10 protein-coding genes, 2 tRNA genes and 1 riboswitch are annotated in these 17,011 nt (G+C 68.5%); of the genes, 3 read left to right on the top strand and 9 right to left on the bottom strand.

Annotation, left to right across the window (positions count from 1 at the left end):
* Positions 1 to 593 precede the first annotated feature (593 nt).
* From AC07PA_RS19015 to AC07PA_RS18995, 5 genes are all read right to left on the bottom strand, one after another.
* Positions 594 to 2,924 carry a hypothetical protein gene (locus tag AC07PA_RS19015; protein WP_494606252.1) on the bottom strand — a complete coding sequence of 777 codons (2,331 nt, stop codon included), beginning with the start codon at positions 2,922 to 2,924 and terminating at the stop codon, positions 594 to 596.
* Positions 2,925 to 2,993: 69 nt separating this feature from the next.
* On the bottom strand, positions 2,994 to 3,884 hold the full coding sequence (locus tag AC07PA_RS19010; protein ID WP_494606250.1) for a DMT family transporter: 891 nt from the start codon (positions 3,882 to 3,884) through the stop codon (positions 2,994 to 2,996).
* Positions 3,885 to 3,941: 57 nt separating this feature from the next.
* On the bottom strand, positions 3,942 to 4,391 hold the full coding sequence (gene nrdR / locus AC07PA_RS19005) for a transcriptional regulator NrdR (protein WP_007856647.1): 450 nt from the start codon (positions 4,389 to 4,391) through the stop codon (positions 3,942 to 3,944).
* A gap of 12 nt (positions 4,392 to 4,403) precedes the next feature.
* Positions 4,404 to 5,648: a serine hydroxymethyltransferase gene (gene glyA, locus AC07PA_RS19000; RefSeq protein ID WP_007856648.1), complete on the bottom strand. Its 1,245-nt coding sequence runs from the start codon at positions 5,646 to 5,648 to the stop codon at positions 4,404 to 4,406.
* Between the two features lie 36 nt (positions 5,649 to 5,684).
* Positions 5,685 to 5,836, bottom strand: a riboswitch (ZMP/ZTP riboswitch).
* Between the two features lie 53 nt (positions 5,837 to 5,889).
* The gene (locus AC07PA_RS18995) at positions 5,890 to 6,747 is read right to left on the bottom strand and encodes a lytic transglycosylase domain-containing protein (protein WP_145698053.1); all 858 of its coding nucleotides are present in this window, start codon (positions 6,745 to 6,747) and stop codon (positions 5,890 to 5,892) included.
* A gap of 1,057 nt (positions 6,748 to 7,804) precedes the next feature.
* Between AC07PA_RS18995 and AC07PA_RS18990 the strand changes: the two genes are divergently transcribed.
* Positions 7,805 to 10,579: a DUF349 domain-containing protein gene (locus AC07PA_RS18990; RefSeq protein WP_494606247.1), complete on the top strand. Its 2,775-nt coding sequence runs from the start codon at positions 7,805 to 7,807 to the stop codon at positions 10,577 to 10,579.
* A gap of 211 nt (positions 10,580 to 10,790) precedes the next feature.
* Here the strand turns inward: AC07PA_RS18990 and AC07PA_RS18985 are convergent.
* A tRNA-Leu gene (locus tag AC07PA_RS18985) sits at positions 10,791 to 10,875 on the bottom strand.
* A 288-nt stretch (positions 10,876 to 11,163) separates the two neighbouring features.
* Positions 11,164 to 11,248 (bottom strand) — tRNA-Leu (locus tag AC07PA_RS18980).
* Between the two features lie 19 nt (positions 11,249 to 11,267).
* Between AC07PA_RS18980 and rnr the strand changes: the two genes are divergently transcribed.
* Positions 11,268 to 13,604 (top strand): ribonuclease R, encoded by a 2,337-nt coding sequence (gene rnr, locus AC07PA_RS18975; RefSeq protein ID WP_494606245.1) that lies wholly within the window; start codon positions 11,268 to 11,270, stop codon positions 13,602 to 13,604.
* Positions 13,605 to 13,658: 54 nt separating this feature from the next.
* Here rnr and AC07PA_RS18970 read toward each other — a convergent pair whose 3' ends face one another.
* Positions 13,659 to 14,630, bottom strand: coding sequence for an alpha/beta fold hydrolase (locus AC07PA_RS18970; RefSeq protein ID WP_494606244.1), 972 nt, complete (start codon positions 14,628 to 14,630; stop codon positions 13,659 to 13,661).
* 79 nt (positions 14,631 to 14,709) lie between these two features.
* On the opposite strand from AC07PA_RS18970, the gene AC07PA_RS18965 reads away from it, so the two are divergent.
* Positions 14,710 to 15,441: a helix-turn-helix transcriptional regulator gene (locus AC07PA_RS18965; RefSeq protein WP_494606242.1), complete on the top strand. Its 732-nt coding sequence runs from the start codon at positions 14,710 to 14,712 to the stop codon at positions 15,439 to 15,441.
* A gap of 21 nt (positions 15,442 to 15,462) precedes the next feature.
* Here AC07PA_RS18965 and AC07PA_RS18960 read toward each other — a convergent pair whose 3' ends face one another.
* Positions 15,463 to 16,983 (bottom strand): NAD(P)H-hydrate dehydratase, encoded by a 1,521-nt coding sequence (locus AC07PA_RS18960; protein ID WP_494606240.1) that lies wholly within the window; start codon positions 16,981 to 16,983, stop codon positions 15,463 to 15,465.
* Between the last annotated feature and the right edge of the window lie 28 nt (positions 16,984 to 17,011).

Here is a 17,011-nt window from a genome sequence, read left to right as displayed (position 1 = left end):
TCACTACGTTCCCCCTGCGGGTGAACTCCGTTCAAACAGCTGCGGCAAGCCAGACAACGATGCGCGTGTCCTTCGGCACGCGCTCACCCCAGGCCCTGCGCTTCTCGGCACGGTCAGAAGGGGTGGGGAGCGGGCTCTACACGGGCCATTGCTTCGCTCGGCTTGTGGTCCTTCGCTGCGCTCGGTTCGCCAGGACGATCGCACCCCAATCGTCGGCAGCGCGCAGCGCGTAACCGACACCCGGCGTAGCTGCGCGGCAGCAGCCGTCCCTGACCCCGCTCCCCACCCCTTCTGGCTGCGCCGAGAAGCGCAGGGCCTGGGGTGGGTGCGTGTGCCGAAGGACACACGCACTTCGTTGTCTAGCTCGTCGCAGCTGTTTGAGCGGAGTTCGAAGAACGCAGCGAGTTCTGCGACGCCACCCCAGGACCGAGCATCGCAGGTTGCCCGCAGCGAAGCGAAGGGACGCAGACTGGGGGTCGCCTTTTCTTGGCCCACCTTCTTTTGGCGACGCAAAAGAAGGTGGGTGCGCCGCCGGGCGCAAATCCCGGCTCCCGCCCTCAATCCAGGCACAAGAGGCGAAAGAAGCGCTGAACTCAACGCGCCAGCGAAGCCGCCGAAGCCGCCGAAGCAGCCGGCGTCGCATCACTGGCCCCAGCCGCCGGTGCCGCGACAGGCGGCGTCACCGTCACCTGCGGCACCCACCGATCCAGCCAATGCGCCCGCCAAGCCGCAAACCCCACCACAACCACTGCAACCAACACGCCCAGAGCCACCCACACAGGGCTTTGGGACTCCGCAAACGGATCATCGAGCATGCGCCGTGCATTGGCCGGCACCTTGGCCACCTGCGACAGGGAACCGCCCAACCGCGTGTTCACCCGCATGCGCCCATTGATCGCCCAGCCACTGGCATCCAGGATCGGCCCCAGGCTGCGCTGGCGCAGCTTGAGCCAGGCGATCAGCATGCTCGGCCCCGAGATCGCGAGCACGATGCCGATGAGGGCCAGGGGGATCCACACCCCCAGGTCCACGAACTTGCCGAAGATGCCCACCAGCACCGCGCTGATGCTGCCCAGCGCCACGCCGATGGCCGCCACCGTGCCCACGTCGGTGCGGCGCGGGGTACCGGGCACGGTCACGCTGCTGGCGTTGGTGCCCACCGTCTTGAGATCGGTGCTGGCCAGGGTGCTGGCGGCCGTGCCCAGTGACTTCTGCGCGCGCGCATCGCTGGCCGATGCACGCTTGGCCACCTGCTCCTCGACCATGCGCACGAACTTCTTGTAGGGCGAGAAGAAGGCCTGGCGGATGCTCGTGGGGTTCTCGATGATGCGGGTGATGGTCGCATCCCAGTCCTTGCCATCGCGGTCGTAGAACACGCCATTGCGGCCCACGAAGAGGAAATCCACGTCGCCCGCGGTGAAGGCCGCCACGATGCCCATCTTCTGGCCCTTGCGCGTGCAGTCGCAGTAGGCCAGGTAGGTCTTGGCCAGGCCGGCCAGCTTGGCGTGGCGCGCAGCGTCGGGCACCTGCACCACCAGGTCGCAGCTGCGCGCATCCAGGTACAGGGTGCCGGCCTGGAAGATGGCGCCCCGGCGCTGGTAGAAGGCCGAGAACGAGACAAAATTGTTGAGCAGCTCCAGCAGGTCGCGCTTGAAACGCAGCAGTTTCTCCAGCCCCAGGGCCTGCTCGTTGTGGGCCTGCTCGGCTTCGTCTTCGCCGATCAGGGCCATCACGCGCTGCTCGGCATCACCCGCGAGCAAGGCCTCGCGCACGTCTTCGTCCAGCGTGTCGAGGCGGGTGGCGGGGCGGTCGGCCAGCCATTGCTGGCAGGGGGCCAGCGATTTCTGGATCAGTTGCCATTCGTCCTGCGTGAGGCTTTCGGCGTTGCTGCGCGCCAGCAGGGGCTCCACCGTGCGCTCGCGGAAGTTGCGCAGGGCCTTGGCCCAGGCCGGGTTCACGCCGTGCCGCAGGGGCAGGGTGCCCCCGGGGGTGATGGGGGCCAGGGGCAGGGTGGTGATGGCTGGCGAGGCCAGGCCCAGGTCCTGGCCCGCCATGGCGCTGTAGCCGTCGAGCGAGGGGTTCAGTGCTGTGGCGGCACGCGGGTCGTAGGCGGCCAGGCGGGTGCGGGCAAAGAAGTCCTCCACCTTGGCCGCCACGGCGTTCATGGCCTCGGTGGCGGCCAGCGTGCGGTCGCCCAGGGCCAGGCCGGTGGTGGCGCCGCGCGCCTGGGCGGCCCAGGCCCTGAGCTGCCCAAGTTCTGCAAAGAACGCCTCGGCACGCTGGCGGTCGATGCCGAGCAACTGCTTGTCGGTGGCGGGCGGAATGCTGCCGTGGGTGGTGATGATGTGGGCGATGGCCTCGCGGGCCACGCTGTCGTCCTTGCCCGCGGTGTCCACGGTGATGATGCCGTCGCCGTTGAAACGCATGCCACTGAGCTGCTGGCTGCGTTCGAGCACGTCGGCCAGCGCAATCGCCGTGGCCTCGGGCCGGCCGGCCATGGCCAACAGGCGCCTGGCCTCCGCGGCCAGCGCGGCGCCTTCTTCTGTGCCGTCGTCGATGGCGTTGATCTCCAGCGTGTCGCCAGGGTGTGCCAGCTCGTCCGCGCTGCGCAGCTGCGCGCAGGCCCAGGCGCAGGCCGCCAGCAGTTCGGGCGGGCGGATGCGGCCATCCTTGTCGGTGTCGATCAGGTCCAGCGTGCGCTCGTCGAACTCGATGCCGCGGGTGGGGCAGGCCAGGGCTACCCAGAGTTTCTGGTCCAGCTCGGCCAGGTGGGCGATGTCCTCGCCGCTCTGGATGATGACCTGGTCCACGCCGCCGGCGCGAAAGAACTGCCAGGCATGCTGGGGTGGCGGCTGCTCGGGCTGCAGCGGGGCACGGTGGGTGGGGAGGGCGGTGGCGACGGTCGGCTGCGGCTGCGGGTCCATGCCTTCATTGTCGGCAGCCAGCGCCCTTTGCTGCCCCGGACCCGGGCGAACAGGCCTGTAGGTGATCGCCTACGAGCGCGACACGCTGGCGCCCAGCCAGCGCAGCGGGTTGAAGCCCGTCACCAGCCCTGTGGCCACCAGCACCAGCAGGCCGCCCCAGAGCATGCCCGGGCCCAGGGCCTCGCCCAGGAACAGGTGGCCCCAGGCCACCCCGAACAGCGGGATCATGAAGGCACTGCTCATGGCCGCCACGGGCGAGACCTGGCTGAGCACGCGCAGGTTGAGCCAGTAGGCCAGGCCCGAGGTGACGATGCCCATGACGGCCACGGCGGCCAGGGCCGTGGGCGTGAACCGTGCCTCGGGCAGGCTCCACGCCGCGCCAGGCAGCAGCATGACCAGGGCCGTGCCGTGGATGCCGGCCGCAATCGCCAGCGGCGGCATGCGCGTGGTGGCGCGCTTCATCCAGGGGGTGGAGACGCCGTAGCAGGCCGATGCCGTCATGCACGCCAGGGCGGCAATGATCAGGGCGGGTGTGGGCGTGACCGGGCCCAGCTGCACGATGAGCGCCACGCCGGCAAAGCCGCAGAGGCAGCCCAGCCACTTGCGCGCACTCAGCGTGTCCTCCTTGAGCCAGGCTGCGGCGATCACGCTGAACGGCACGGCCATGGTGTTGAGCAGCGAGCTGTAGCCCGCGGGCAGGTACAGCGCCGCCCAGGAGTACAGCAGGAAGGGGATGGCCACCGTGAGCGCACCGAGCCCGAGCAGCTCGCGCCAGTGGCGCCAGGGCCAGCGCTCGCCGGCCACGCGCATGATGAACATCAGCGTAAGCGTGGCCAGGCCGATGCGCAGCGCGGCCATGACATTGGGCCCGAGCACGGGGCTCGCGACACGGATAAAAAGGAAGGAGGCGCCCCACAGGGCAGACAGCAGCACCAGCTGCAAAAAATGGCGGGTCTTCACCTGGCCATTGTCACGCAGGCGGGCAAAGTCTGCAGTCGCTGCCGACGGGCGCTGTGGCTACTTGCGGACCTCGTCGACCATGGCGCGGAAGTCGTCGATGTCCTCGAAGCTGCGGTACACGCTGGCAAAGCGGATGTAGGCGATCTTGTCGAGCTTTTTGAGCTCGCGCATCACCAGTTCGCCGATGCGGCTGGAGAGCACTTCGCGCTGGCCCAGGTTGAGCAGCTTTTCCTCGATGCGCTCGATGGCGCTGTCGATCTGCGTGGTGCTCACGGGGCGCTTGCGCAGCGCCAGGTTGAACGAGCCGAGCAGCTTGCCGCGCTCGTACTCGATGCGCCGGCCGTCCTTCTTGACGATGGCCGGGAAGTTCACTTCCGGCCGCTCGTAGGTGGTAAAGCGCTTGTCGCAGGCACCGCACTGGCGCCGGCGGCGGATGAAGTCCCCTTCTTCAGACACCCGGGTTTCGACGACCTGCGTTTCCTGGTGGCTGCAAAAAGGGCACTTCATGGCGGGGCGGGATCAGCCGTAGACCGGGAAGCGGGCCGTCAGCGCATTGACCTTGGCGCGCACGGCGGCGATGTTGGCCTCGTCGCGCGGGTTGTCCAGCACGTCGGCGATCAGGTTGGCGGTGATGCGCGCTTCTTCTTCCTTGAAGCCGCGCGTGGTCATTGCCGGGGTGCCGATGCGCACGCCGCTGGTCACCATCGGCTTTTCAGGGTCGTTGGGGATGGCGTTCTTGTTGATGGTCATGTGGGCGGAGCCCAGCACGGCCTCGGCTTCCTTGCCGGTGATGCCCTTGGCGCGCAGGTCGACCAGCATCACGTGGCTTTGCGTGCCGCCGGAGACGATGCGCAGGCCGCGGGCGGTCAGCGTTTCGGCCACGACCTGGGCGTTCTTGATCACCTGCTCCTGGTAGGCCTTGAAGTCGGGTTGCAGTGCTTCCTTGAAGGCCACGGCCTTGGCCGCGATCACGTGCATCAGCGGGCCGCCTTGCAGGCCGGGGAAGATGGCGCTGTTGATGGCCTTCTCGTGCTCGGCCTTCATCAGGATGATGCCGCCGCGCGGGCCGCGCAGGCTCTTGTGCGTGGTGCTGGTGACCACGTCGGCATGGGGCACGGGGTTGGGGTACACGCCCGCGGCGATCAGGCCGGCGTAGTGGGCCATGTCCACCATGAAGATCGCGCCCACGTCCTTGGCCACCTTGGCAAAGCGTGCGAAGTCGATGTGCAGGCTGTAGGCCGAGGCACCGGCGATGATGAGCTTGGGCTTGGTCTCGTGCGCCTTCTTCTCCATGGCGTCGTAGTCCAGCACTTCATTGGCGTCGAGGCCGTAGGAGACCACGTTGAACCACTTGCCCGACATGTTCAGCGGCATGCCATGCGTCAGGTGGCCGCCTTCGGCCAGGCTCATGCCCATGATGGTGTCGCCGGGCTTGAGGAAGGCCAGGAACACGGCCTCGTTGGCCGAGGCACCGCAATGCGGCTGCACGTTGGCGGCATCGGCGCCGAAGATCTTCTTGACGCGGTCGATGGCCAGTTGCTCGGCCACGTCCACGTGCTCGCAGCCACCGTAGTAGCGCTTGCCGGGGTAGCCTTCGGCGTACTTGTTGGTCAGCTGGGTGCCCTGGGCCCACATCACGGCGGGGGAGGCGTAGTTCTCGCTGGCGATCAGCTCGATGTGGTGCTCTTGGCGGGCGTTCTCGGCCGTGATGGCGGCAAAGAGTTCGGGGTCGGCTTGTTCGACAAGAATATTGCGGTCGTACATGGTGTGGCAGTCCTATGAACTTGTGTCCCTTGAAACAAGGGCTGCCCAGGCGAACGGCTGAACGCGGCGGGCATGACACCCGTGCGGCACGCTCCCCAGTGGTTCACAAGAGGCAAGCCCTTGTCGGTTTCCACGTCAGCGGCAACCCGGTTGCGGGGCTGCGCCTATCGCCAGTTGCGTACCTGCGTAGTGTATCCCAGGCAGGGCCGCCGCTCCAGCAGGGCGGCCCGTGGCCGTGCGCTCAGGAGGGCTGCGAGAGCAGGGCCACCTTGTCGCTGCTGCCACCGTTGGCGGGCGAGGCGGAGGCCGGCAGCTTGGCCGAGGCGGGAACCGATTGCACCGGCGCCTGCGTGGACAGGGTCGGGGGCGGGTTGGTCGGCAGGGCGCGACCGCCGGCCACCTGGCGCAGGCGGAAGTGCTCGGCCAGCACCTTGGCGGTGTAGCCGCCGTCGTCGGGCAGGTTGGCAGCGCCCACGTAGTAGCGCAGGCCGCCTTCGAGCGAGCCGGCGCGGGCGATGCATTCCTGCAGCACCTTCACGCCCACGCGCAGGTTGGTCACGGGGTCGAAGGCCGCGAAGTGGCCGCCGAAGTTCTGGTACTTCTCGGTGTGCACGGTCGTCATCACCTGCATCAGGCCCTGGGCTCCGACGGCGCTTTGCGCGAACGGATTGAAGTTCGACTCGATGGCCATGATCGCCAGGATCAGGGTCGGGTCGAGCTTGTTGCGGGCGCCGAGTTCATAGGCCTCGGCCACCAGCACGGCGAGCGGCTCGGGGGCCACGCGGTACTTCTTGCTCAGCCAGAACGCCACGGCTGCCTGTTCCTTGGGCAGGTCCTTGGGGTTGCCGGCGGTGGCGCGCTCGCTCGCTTCGGGTTCGATGGGCATGCCCAGCACAGCGACCTGGCGCGCCTGCAGCCAGTTCATGAGCCTTTCTTCTCCGGCCTGGCGCAGGTCGGGCCGGGCGGTCAATGCGATTACGACGAATGCAACGGTCAGCCCGATGAGGGCGAAGCTGCTGTGGGTGATTTCAAGAAAACCTTCGGTCACATCGGCTGCGAAAGTTCGCACGCCGGAGACGATTTTTCCTGACGCTGTCATAGCTCTTCCTTTCTGGGGCGCTTCCCTGAGGCCCTGCCACCACGGGTGGTTGGCAGGATCAGGCGTATCACCTGGATTGGTACGCCATCAATTTCAGGGCCTGCAAAAAGCAAGAAAGGCCGTGAGTTGACTTAGCCGGGTTCGGCAGCGGGTTGGGGTTTTTACTAGCCATTTTTGAGGCTGGCGGATTCTAGGAGGTCACCAAATACCTAGTCAATACTAACAAAATCAATCGTTAGATTAAAATGGAATGAAAAATCTGTTAGAAAACACAGGGTTTTGCTGTTTTTCGCCCGAAGCGGCGGCCCGGCCGATCACAGGCCGGTGACGTCCATGTGTCAAATTCAATCGGCTTTTACCGCGCCATTGCAAAACCGGGTTGAGGTTGGCTGCCGACTTTGGTAAGGTTCAGCTGCCTGTTGATTTCAGGCATCGCCAGACGAAGCGAACTCTCCCACCGATGGGCATTCAGTGCCGCGGTGCAGCAGATGAAACTTCCACGGCACCCCCTGGAGGCAATACCTTGCCTCCTCGCATGGTGGACCTTCATCTCCGCCTTGCGAAACGATGGCAAAGACCGTTGTGTCAGCCGTCAAGCCCGGGAGACTGTCCACTTCGGAAAGTCCCCCGGGCTTTCTCGTTTGTGGGCGGGCGCCTGGCTTCGTGCCGTGGTTCCAGCGCGGGCGCGCAGGCCTTTGCAGGCGCCTGCGCAGTGTCTGCCAGCGGGCCCCAATGGTCCGGCATTGAACTGCCTCAAGGCATTGAATGGGCCCTTGCCGCATATATATAGATAATGGGGGCAATTCCCAGAGTGGGCACAGGCCCCCCTGAGACACCGCAACCCTGCGAAGCAGGGTGCAGATGCCCGCGCACCGGGTGGCCCTGGACAGAGGACTCCCCAGAGGATTCATGGCCAGGACGGCTGGTGGCCCGCCTGCACGAACCCGGTGAAAATAGCCCGTTTTCTGCCATGTACCTGCTTTGGGTCGGCGCGAGCCCCGGTGGCCTTGCGCGTCCGCCCGGATGCAGGGATGGCCGTTCGTAATCCATTGGATCCATGTTTCCATTTTTTTCCCGCAACAAAATGTCCGACGCACCTGAAGTGAATCCGGCCCCGGCCAAGACCCAAGAGGCGCATCCCCTGGATGCACTGACCGGCGGCGCCTTCTCTGCCGCCACCTCGGGCGAGCGCGCCTCCCGCATCCGCGACTGGCTGGCCACGCAGCCGGCGCAAGAGCAATTGCAGGAAGTGTTCAAGGAGCTGAGCGGCCGCGACAAGGGCGCCGCCCGTGCCGTGCGCGAACGTCTCGACGAGATCCGCCGTGCCAAAGGCCAGGAAGCCATTGCCGCCGAATGGGCCGAAAAGGCCCAGGCCCTGCTGGCTGCGCCCAAGCTCAACATCGCCGATGCCCTGGCATGGCAGCGCGACGCGGCCAAGGCCGGTGCGCCGCTGTCGCGCGAGCCGCTGTCCCTGCTCAAGGTGCAGGTCGCCGACCGGGTGAAGGTCATCGAAGACCTGCAGCACCGCGTGCAGGTGCAGCGCGAGGCCGCCGTGCTGCTTGCGCAGCGCATCGAAGTGCTCTCCACCAAGCCCTGGCGCGACGCGCATGCGGCGCTGGAGCTGCTGCGCGCCGACGTGGCCCGCTGGCAGGAACAGGCCCAGGAGCTGACCGGTGATGCCAGCTGGGCCAGTGTGGAGGCGCGCTTCCCGCCGCTGCTCGATGCCTCGCGCACGCAGCTGCTGGTGGTGTGGGACGCCTTCCAGCCAGCCGTGGCCCAGGCCGCGGCGGCCGCGGAAGACGCCAATGCCCCCCTGCCTCCCGTGCCCGTGTGGGCTGACGAACTGCGCGTGGCCCGTGGCCTGCCCACCGAGGCGGCCGCCGCCGCAGCGGCTGCACCGGGTGCTGCGGCCAAGCCGGCCCGCGCGCCGAACAAGCCCAAGGTCGACCCCGAAGTGCGCGACAAGGCTGTGCAGGCCGTGCGCGACGCCCTGGTGGTGCTCGAGAAGGAAACCGCCGAAGGCCATGGCAAGGCCAGCGCCGGCGCTGCCGCCGCGCTGCGCGCCGTGCTCAAGAACCACGGCAAGCACATCGATGCCGCGCTGGAGCAGCAGGTGCACACCGCCCTGGTGGCTGCCGGCGAGCTCGAAGGCTGGCAGCGCTGGGGCGCCGACCAGGTGCGCGAGGACCTTGTGGCCAAGGCCGAAGGCCTGCTCAACCGCCCCGAGGGCCAGGCCCTGGGTGGCCGCAAGATGCAGGAAACCCTGCGCGCGCTGCGCGAGCAATGGAAGCAGTCCGACCAGGGCGGTGCGCCCAACCACGGCCTGTGGAAGAAATTCGACGAGGCCTGCAATGCCGCGCACAAGGTCGTGGAGGCCTGGCTCGACAAGATCCGCGCCGATGCCGCCGAGCACAAGGCCCAGCGCCTGGCGCTGATCGAAGAGGTCAAGGCCTGGACGCAGGAGCATGCCACCTCGGGCGACTGGAAGGCCATCAACCGTGCGCTGTACCAGTTTGGTGACCGCTGGCGCGAAGGCGGCCATGTGGGCGAGAAGATCTTTGCCGAGCTGCAGCCGCTGTGGAAGCAGGCCATCGCCGGCGCTGCGGCCCCGCTCGAAGCCGCCCAGAAGGACAGCCTGGCCCGCCGCCACGCGATGATCGACGAGGCCGTGGCCCTGGGTGCTGCGCCTGCGCTGCGCATCGACGCCGTCAAGGCGCTGCAGCAGCGCTGGCAGGCCGAGGCACAGACCGTGCCACTGGACCGCAAGCACGAGCAGAAGCTGTGGGACGCGTTCCGCAAGCCCATCGACGAAGCCTTCAACCGCAAGTCGGCCGACCGCGAAAAGGCCGTGACCGAGCTGAGCGCGCGCGACCGCGTGGTGCTCGATGCCTCCAAGGCCCTGGAAGCCGCCAACGCCACCGGCGATGCGCAGCAGATCCGCGCTGCCGTGCAGGCGCTCGAAGCTGCTCTGCGCGGCCAGGCCCAGGCCGCCGAGGCGGCTGCCTCCGCGCAGAAGAGCGAGCAAAGTGCTGCCGCGTCGGTGGCGCAGGCCGATGAGGCCGCCCCTGCAGCCGGCGATGGCGAGGCGCCCGCGGCCGAAGAAGGTGGCGAAGCGGCTGCTGCTCCGGCAGCACCGCCCAAGCCTGCCCGCCCCGTGGTGGCCGTGCGTGGCGACGACCGCCCCGGCATGAAGAAGGATGCGCCTGCGGCCCCAGGCCGTGGTGGACGCCCTGGCGAGCGCCGCGATGGCGGCCGCGGTGATGCAGCAGGCCGTGGCGGCCCGCGCGATGGCCGTCCTGGCGATCGCGGTGCAGACCGTGGCGGTGACCGCGGTGGCCGCTTCGGTGACCGCCCAGCCTATGAAGACCGTGGCCCGCGCCTGGGTGACACGGCCTTCCGCGCCCAGCGCGACGCCATGGAGCATGCCCAGCTGGCGCTCAAGAAGCTGGCGGCGCAGGCCCATGGCGAGGCGCTCACGCAACTGCTGTCGGCCTGGGAAAAGCGCGATGCGGCGCAGGTGCCGAGCACGCAGGACCTGGGTGGCCGCGTGACGCCGGCCGTGCGCACGGCCTGGACGCAGGCCCTGACGGCCGCGCCCAAGGGCGATGCCGCCGAAGCCCTGCTGCGCCTGGAGATGGCGGCCGAGGTTCCTACACCGGCCGAGCACATCTCTGCACGCCGCCTGCTGCAACTGCAACTGCTCACGCGCCGCAATGACCCGGCACCCGACCAGACCTGGGGCCAGGATGCCGCCCGCGTGCTGGCCAGCGCCAGCGATGCGGCCACGGCCCGCCGTCTGCAAAACGTGCTGAAGAACCTGCTGCGCAAGTAGCAAGCAAGAGGGTGCGGGGCTGCGGCCCCGTGCGCTTGCATGGCGCGCCTTCGCGTGCATGCCTTCGGGCATGGCTGCGAAGGCGCGTTGTTTTTGGTGGGTGCTGCGACAGAGCGGCTGGGTGCAGGGCCCGAGCCTTGGCGGGGGAGGGGCCTCAAGTCGCGCCGCAAAACAAAAAAGCCGTTGCGAATGCAACGGCTTTTTATGTGTTTGGTGCCCAGGAGAGGACTCGAACCTCCACGATGTTACTCGCTAGTACCTGAAACTAGTGCGTCTACCAATTCCGCCACCTGGGCTTTCAGATCAGATTTGAATTATAGAACGTTTTTTGGGGCCGCCAGGAAAGTTGCCCACTTTTTTGAAAATAGTTGGTGGCTTGCGCTGTGCCGCGAGCGGTTGCAGTGGGGTGCCGGAGGGTGCTCGTGCCGCACGTGAGCGCGAAGAGGTCACATGATTGCCGCGGTTGCGTTCCTTGTGCCACCTCGCGGCGACGATGCCGCAAGGGGCAGGGCGGAAAATAAAAAAGCCGCTGTGGGTACAGCGGCTTCGATATTTTGAAAACCATCACCGGTTCTCGTTAAACTTGGTGCCCAGGAGAGGACTCGAACCTCCACGATGTTACTCGCTAGTACCTGAAACTAGTGCGTCTACCAATTCCGCCACCTGGGCATTTCAGGAAAGACTCAGATTGTATATCAAAAAATCCACCCCCGGCGCTACCGCTGCACATTTGTCGGACGAAATTGAAGGAAGCGTGCAGGGGCACCGTGATGGCCATGGTTTCGTCGTGCGTGATGACGGCGAAGGCGACATCTACATCCCCCCCAACGAGATGCGTGCCGTGCTGCACAAGGACCGCGTGCGCGTGCGCATCGTGCGCCAGGACCGCCGCGGCCGTCCCGAAGGCCGCGTGGTCGAGATCATCGAGCGCCCGCCCCAGCCCATCATCGGCCGCCTGCTGCAGGAAAGCGGCGTGTGGCTGGTCGCACCCGAAGACAAGCGCTATGGCCAGGATGTATTGATCCCCAAGGGCGCCACTGGCGCCGCCAAGCCCGGCCAGGTGGTGGTGGTCGAACTGACCGAACCGCCGGCCCTGTTCGGCCAGCCCGTGGGCCGCATCACCGAAGTGCTCGGCGAGGTCGATGACCCGGGCATGGAGATCGAGATCGCGGTGCGCAAGTACGGCGTGCCGCACGAGTTCTCGGCCGAGTGCCTGGCCCAGGCCAAGGAGCTGCCCGACAAGGTGCGCGCGCAGGACAAGAAGCGCCGCGTCGACCTGACCGACGTGCCCCTGGTCACCATCGACGGCGAGGACGCGCGCGACTTCGACGATGCCGTGTACTGCGAGCCTGCGCGCGTGGGCCGCGGCAAGGGCTGGCGCCTGCTGGTGGCCATCGCCGACGTGAGCAACTATGTGGAGACCGGCAGCGCCATCGACATCGATGCGTACGACCGCGCCACCAGCGTGTACTTCCCGCGCCGCGTGATCCCCATGCTGCCCGAGAAGCTGTCCAACGGCCTGTGCTCGCTCAACCCCGATGTCGAGCGCCTGTGCATGGTCTGCGACATGCTGGTCAACGCCAAGGGCGAGGTGCATGCCTACCAGTTCTACCCGGCCGTGATGCACAGCCATGCCCGCTTCACCTACACCGAGGTGGCGGCCATCCTGGCCAACACGCGCGGGCCCGAGGCCAGCAAGCGCAAGGAGCGGATCCCCGACCTGCTCAACCTGCATGACGTGTACCGTGCGCTGCTGGTGGCACGCCGCCAGCGCGGCGCGGTGGACTTCGAGACCACCGAGACGCAGATCATCTGCGACGAGAACGGCCGCATCGAGAAGATCGTGCCGCGCACCCGCAACGATGCGCACAAGCTGATCGAGGAGGCCATGCTGGCCGCCAACGTCTGCAGCGCCGATTTCATCGCCCAGGGCGGCCAGCCCGGCCTGTTCCGCGTGCACGAAGGCCCCACGCCAGAGAAGCAGGAGATCCTGCGCAACTACCTCAAGGCCATGGCCGTGGGCATGACCATCGGCGACGATCCCAAGCCCTCGGAGTTCCAGGCCATCGCCGAGGCCACCAAGGACCGGCCCGACGCCCAGCAGATCCACGCCATGCTGCTGCGCTCCATGCAGCAGGCCATCTACACGCCCGTCAACAGCGGCCACTTCGGCCTGGCATTCGAGGCGTATACCCACTTCACCAGCCCCATCCGGCGCTACCCCGACCTGCTGGTGCACCGCGTGATCAAGGCCATCCTGGGCAAGACGCAGTACAAGCTGCCTTCGCTGCCCACGCCGGGCGAGGCCCATGCCAAGCTGGCCAAGCGCCTGGCCTCGCGCGTCGCCGCGCCCGGCATGAAGCCGCGCAAGGACGTGAAGCCCCCGAGCCGCGAGGTCCAGGCCTGGGAGGCCGCGGGCCTGCACTGCAGCGCCAACGAACGCCGCGCCGACGAGGCCAGCCGCGACGTGGAGGCCTGGCTCAAGTGCAAGTACATGCGCGAGCACCTGGGCGAGGAGTACAGCGGCGTGGTCAGCGCGGCGACGAGCTTCGGCATCTTCGTCACGCTCGATGCCATGTACGTCGAAGGCCTGGTGCACATCACCGAACTCGGTGGCGAGTACTACAAGTTCGACGAGGCGCGCCAGGAACTGCGCGGCGAGCGCACCGGCATCCGCTACGCCATCGGCGCACGGGTGCGGGTGCAGGTCAGCCGCGTGGACCTCGACGGCCGCAAGATCGACTTCCGCCTGGTGCGCGAGGGCGAAGAACTCGTGGGCCGCGCGCTCAAGGACAAGGGCGTGTCGCAGGATGGCTCCGGTGGTTCCGGCAAGGGCCCGCGCAAGGGGGGCGGCGGCGGTGGCCGCTCCAAGCCGAAGGCGGCCGATCCCTCGGCCACCGAGATGGCATCGCTCACGCGCGAGCGTGCGGCGCGTTCACCGATCCAGGAGCTCAAGGCCTCGGTGAAGAAGGCTGCTGCCAAGGGCAAGCCCGGCAGCAAGGGGCGCAAGCCGCGCCGCGGCTGAGGCCTGAGGCACTCCGATGAACCGAACAGCCCGCGCCTGCGCGGGCTGTTGTTTTCAGGGCCGTGCGGCGCGCTGGTCCGGGCCCTGCGGCGCGGTCTGCTGCAGGAACGCGAGGTAGCGCTGCGCCGTGTCGGACGGGGCTTCCATCATGGGCAGGTGGCCGATGCCCGGCAGGGGCTCGATGCGTGCCTGGGGCAGCAGCGCGGCCAGGGCCTGGGTGCCCGAGATATCGAACACGCGGTCCTGCTCGCCCCACAGCGCCAGCGCAGGCTGCTGCAGCCCTGCCAGCCGCTGCCCCAGCAGGTAGCGGTCCTTGAGCTGGGCATCCCACAGCCGCGTGTTGGATGCCGCGTTGCGCGCCGCTGCCTGCTCGGTGGCGTGCAGGATGGGGTAGGGCAGGAAGGGGCGCTTTTCGAACACCAGCCCCATCATGGCCTCGAAGGCGGCGGCATCGGGGGCCACCAGCGGGCGCTGCCCGGCATCGATGAGCTGGTCCATGCTGCTGGGCCGGGGCGAGCGCAAACCGTGCGGGGCACCGATGAAGGCCACGCTGGCCACGCGCTCCGGGTGCTCGCGCGCCAGCAGTGCCGCGATGGTGCCGCCCATGGAGTTGCCGGCCAGGTGGGCTTTTTCGATGCCCCAGGCATCCATGAGTGCGACCAGCCGCGCGACGTGGGCCGCGTAGTCGTAGGGCAGGGCTTCGTCGCGCGTGCTCTCGCCAAAGCCGGGCAGGTCCGGCACGACCACGCGGTGGGTGGCGGTGAGCGGGCGTGCAAAATCCGCCCAGTGGTCTTTCTCGGCAAAAATGCCATGCAGCAGGATGACGGGGAGCCGGCCACCGGCCGGCGCAGCGCTGTCGAGGTAGTGCACTTCGTGCCCGGTGATGCGGGTCGTGTGGGCGGCCAGGCCTGACAGCTGGCGGTTGAGTTGCAGCAAGGGCTGTTGGAACAGGGCCGGTGCAGCGTAGTAGAGCGCGGTGGTGGCCAGCACCAGTGCTGCCGCGGTAAAAAGGACAATGCGCTTCAAGAACAGGTCTCCGGTGGGTGGGGATCGATGAAGGCTACCGGGAGCATGGTTTGAAGACTTGCATGTTTGGGCTGCGCCAGTGCACAGCACGCTGACCCTGGGGGGCGACCGGGCCCTGTATGTGGGCGGCTTGCCGCCCACGGGCTGGCATGGCCATGCGGCGCCGGTGCTGTTGATTGGCCTGTCGGGCCGCTTCACCCTGCATTTGGAGGGCGGACGGGTGGAGCGCTGCCACAGCGCCCTGGTCGATGCCGGCGTGCAGCACCTGCTGGACCCCTGCGGCGAGCAGGTGGCGCTGATGTACCTGGAGCCCGACTCGCGCGAGGCGCGCAGCCTGCGCCAGCCCTTTGCCGTGCACGGTGGCGTGATCCTGGACGTGGCCATCCCGGTGCGCTCGCGCAGCGCCATGGACGCCTACCTGCACCACTTCGATCTGCCGTCGCTGCTGCGGCTGCGCTGCGACCCCGGCAGGCCGCTCGATGTGCGCGTGCAGCGCAGCCTGCAGTGGCTGCGCCACCCGGGCGAGGCGCGGCTCGGGCGCGACGGCCTGGCATCGGGCGTGCAGTTGTCGGCATCGCACTTCAACCATTTGTTCCGGGCCGAGATGGGCGTCAGCCTGCGCAGTTACCGGGTGTGGTCGCAGGTGCGCCTGGCGATGGCGGGGCTGGCGACCAGCCCGCGCCTGACCGATGCCGCCCTGCACGGTGCCTTCAGCGACTCGGCCCACTTCAGCCGCATGTTCCGCCAAACCTTCGGCATGACGCCGTCGAGCGTGCTCAAGCCGCTGAAGGAAGTGCGGCTGGTGCCCTGAGCCCCGGCATCCCCTGCTTCTTCAGGGGCCGATGCGCCGGGCCAGGGCACTGGCCGTGAGGGCTTGTCCGGCGGGCCACAGGTCCGCCGCCAGGCCATGGGCGTAGACCGCCTCGCTGGCGGCGCGCAAGGCGCCGGCACCCGCGGCCAGGCGGGCGCCCACCATGCCGGCCAGCACGTCGCCCGTGCCGGCGGTGGCCAGCCGGCCGTTGCCCGTGGGGTTGATGGCGGGCACGCGGTCGGCCGCGCTCACCACCGTGCCCGAGCCCTTGAGCACGGCCACGCAGTTGAACTGGGCGGCCAATTGCTGGGCGGCATCCAGCCGGTCGGCCTGCACCTCGGCGGTGGTCAGGCCCAGCAGGCGTGCGGCCTCCAGCGGGTGCGGGGTGAGCACGGTGGGCTGGCCGTGCTGGCCGCGCGCCACCACCAGGGCGTGCAGCGCGGCATCGCGCGCGATGAGGTTCAGCGCATCGGCATCGAGCACCAGGCGTGCCGCACGCGTGATGACCTCGCGCAGCACGCTGCCCACGGCCTCGCCGCCACCGCAGCCGCAGACCACGGTGAGCTGGTCCAGTTCCAGCGCGCCAAAGCGGCGCAGCATCAGCTCGGGCTGCTGCAGGTCCACCTCCATGTGGCCTGCATCCAGCAGGGCCACCAGCACGCGGCCCGCGCCCTGGTGCAGGGCGGCCGATGCGGCCAGCAGGGCGGCACCCGCCATGCCCATGCCGCGCAGGGCCAGGCCTTCGCCGCCCACCACGGCCACGTCGCCATGGCTGCCCTTGTGGCTGGCATGCGCGCGCGGCGCGGGCAGGGGCGGGCCGGTGAGCCAGGCATTGGGGGGTTCGTGGCCGGGCGCCACGCCCAGGTCGTCGAGCCACACGCTGCCCGCCGCATCGCGCCCGGCTGCGGTGAACAGGCCGGGCTTGAGCGTGAGCAGGCTCAGCGTATGGCGTGGCGAGGGCGTGTGGTGCAGCAGGGCATCGGGCGCCAGGCCCGGGCCGAACTGGCCGGTGTCCGCACCGAGGCCTGAGGGCAGATCCACCGACAGCACCGGTGCCGGGCTGGCCTGCAGTTGCCGCAGGCAGGCCAGCAGGCGTTCGTTGGGGGCGCGCGGTGCTGCGTTCGCTGCCGGGGTGGTGATGCCGATGCCCAGCAGGGCGTCGATGCACAGGTCTGTCCCGGTGAGATCGGTGGGGGCTGCATCGGCCCATCCCACGCCGGCGGCCAGGGCCCGTTCCCACGACTGGCGCGCGTCGGGCGGCGCGGTCTCGGACGTGCCCAGCCAGGTCACCACCACGCGGCGCCCGGCCAGGCGCAGGTGCATGGCGGCCTCCAGGCCGTCGCCGCCGTTGTTGCCCGCGCCGCAGGCGATCCACACCGTGCGCGCATGGGGTGCCAGGGCCTGCGCCAACCGGGCCACGGCCAGGCCGGCGCGCTGCATCAGCGTATGGGGCGGCAGGCCGGCGGCGGCTTCGCGCTCGATGCGGCGCGTGGCGGCGGTGTGGTGCAGGGCATGGGGGTGCCCGGGGGTGATGCGGTGCATGCGCGCATTGTGCGCCGTCAGGGCCGTG

The organism is Acidovorax sp. GW821-FHT09B03, from assembly GCF_059418305.1.
The sequence above is the reverse complement of the archived record's forward strand: the minus strand, read 5'-3'. Positions and strand labels throughout refer to the sequence as shown.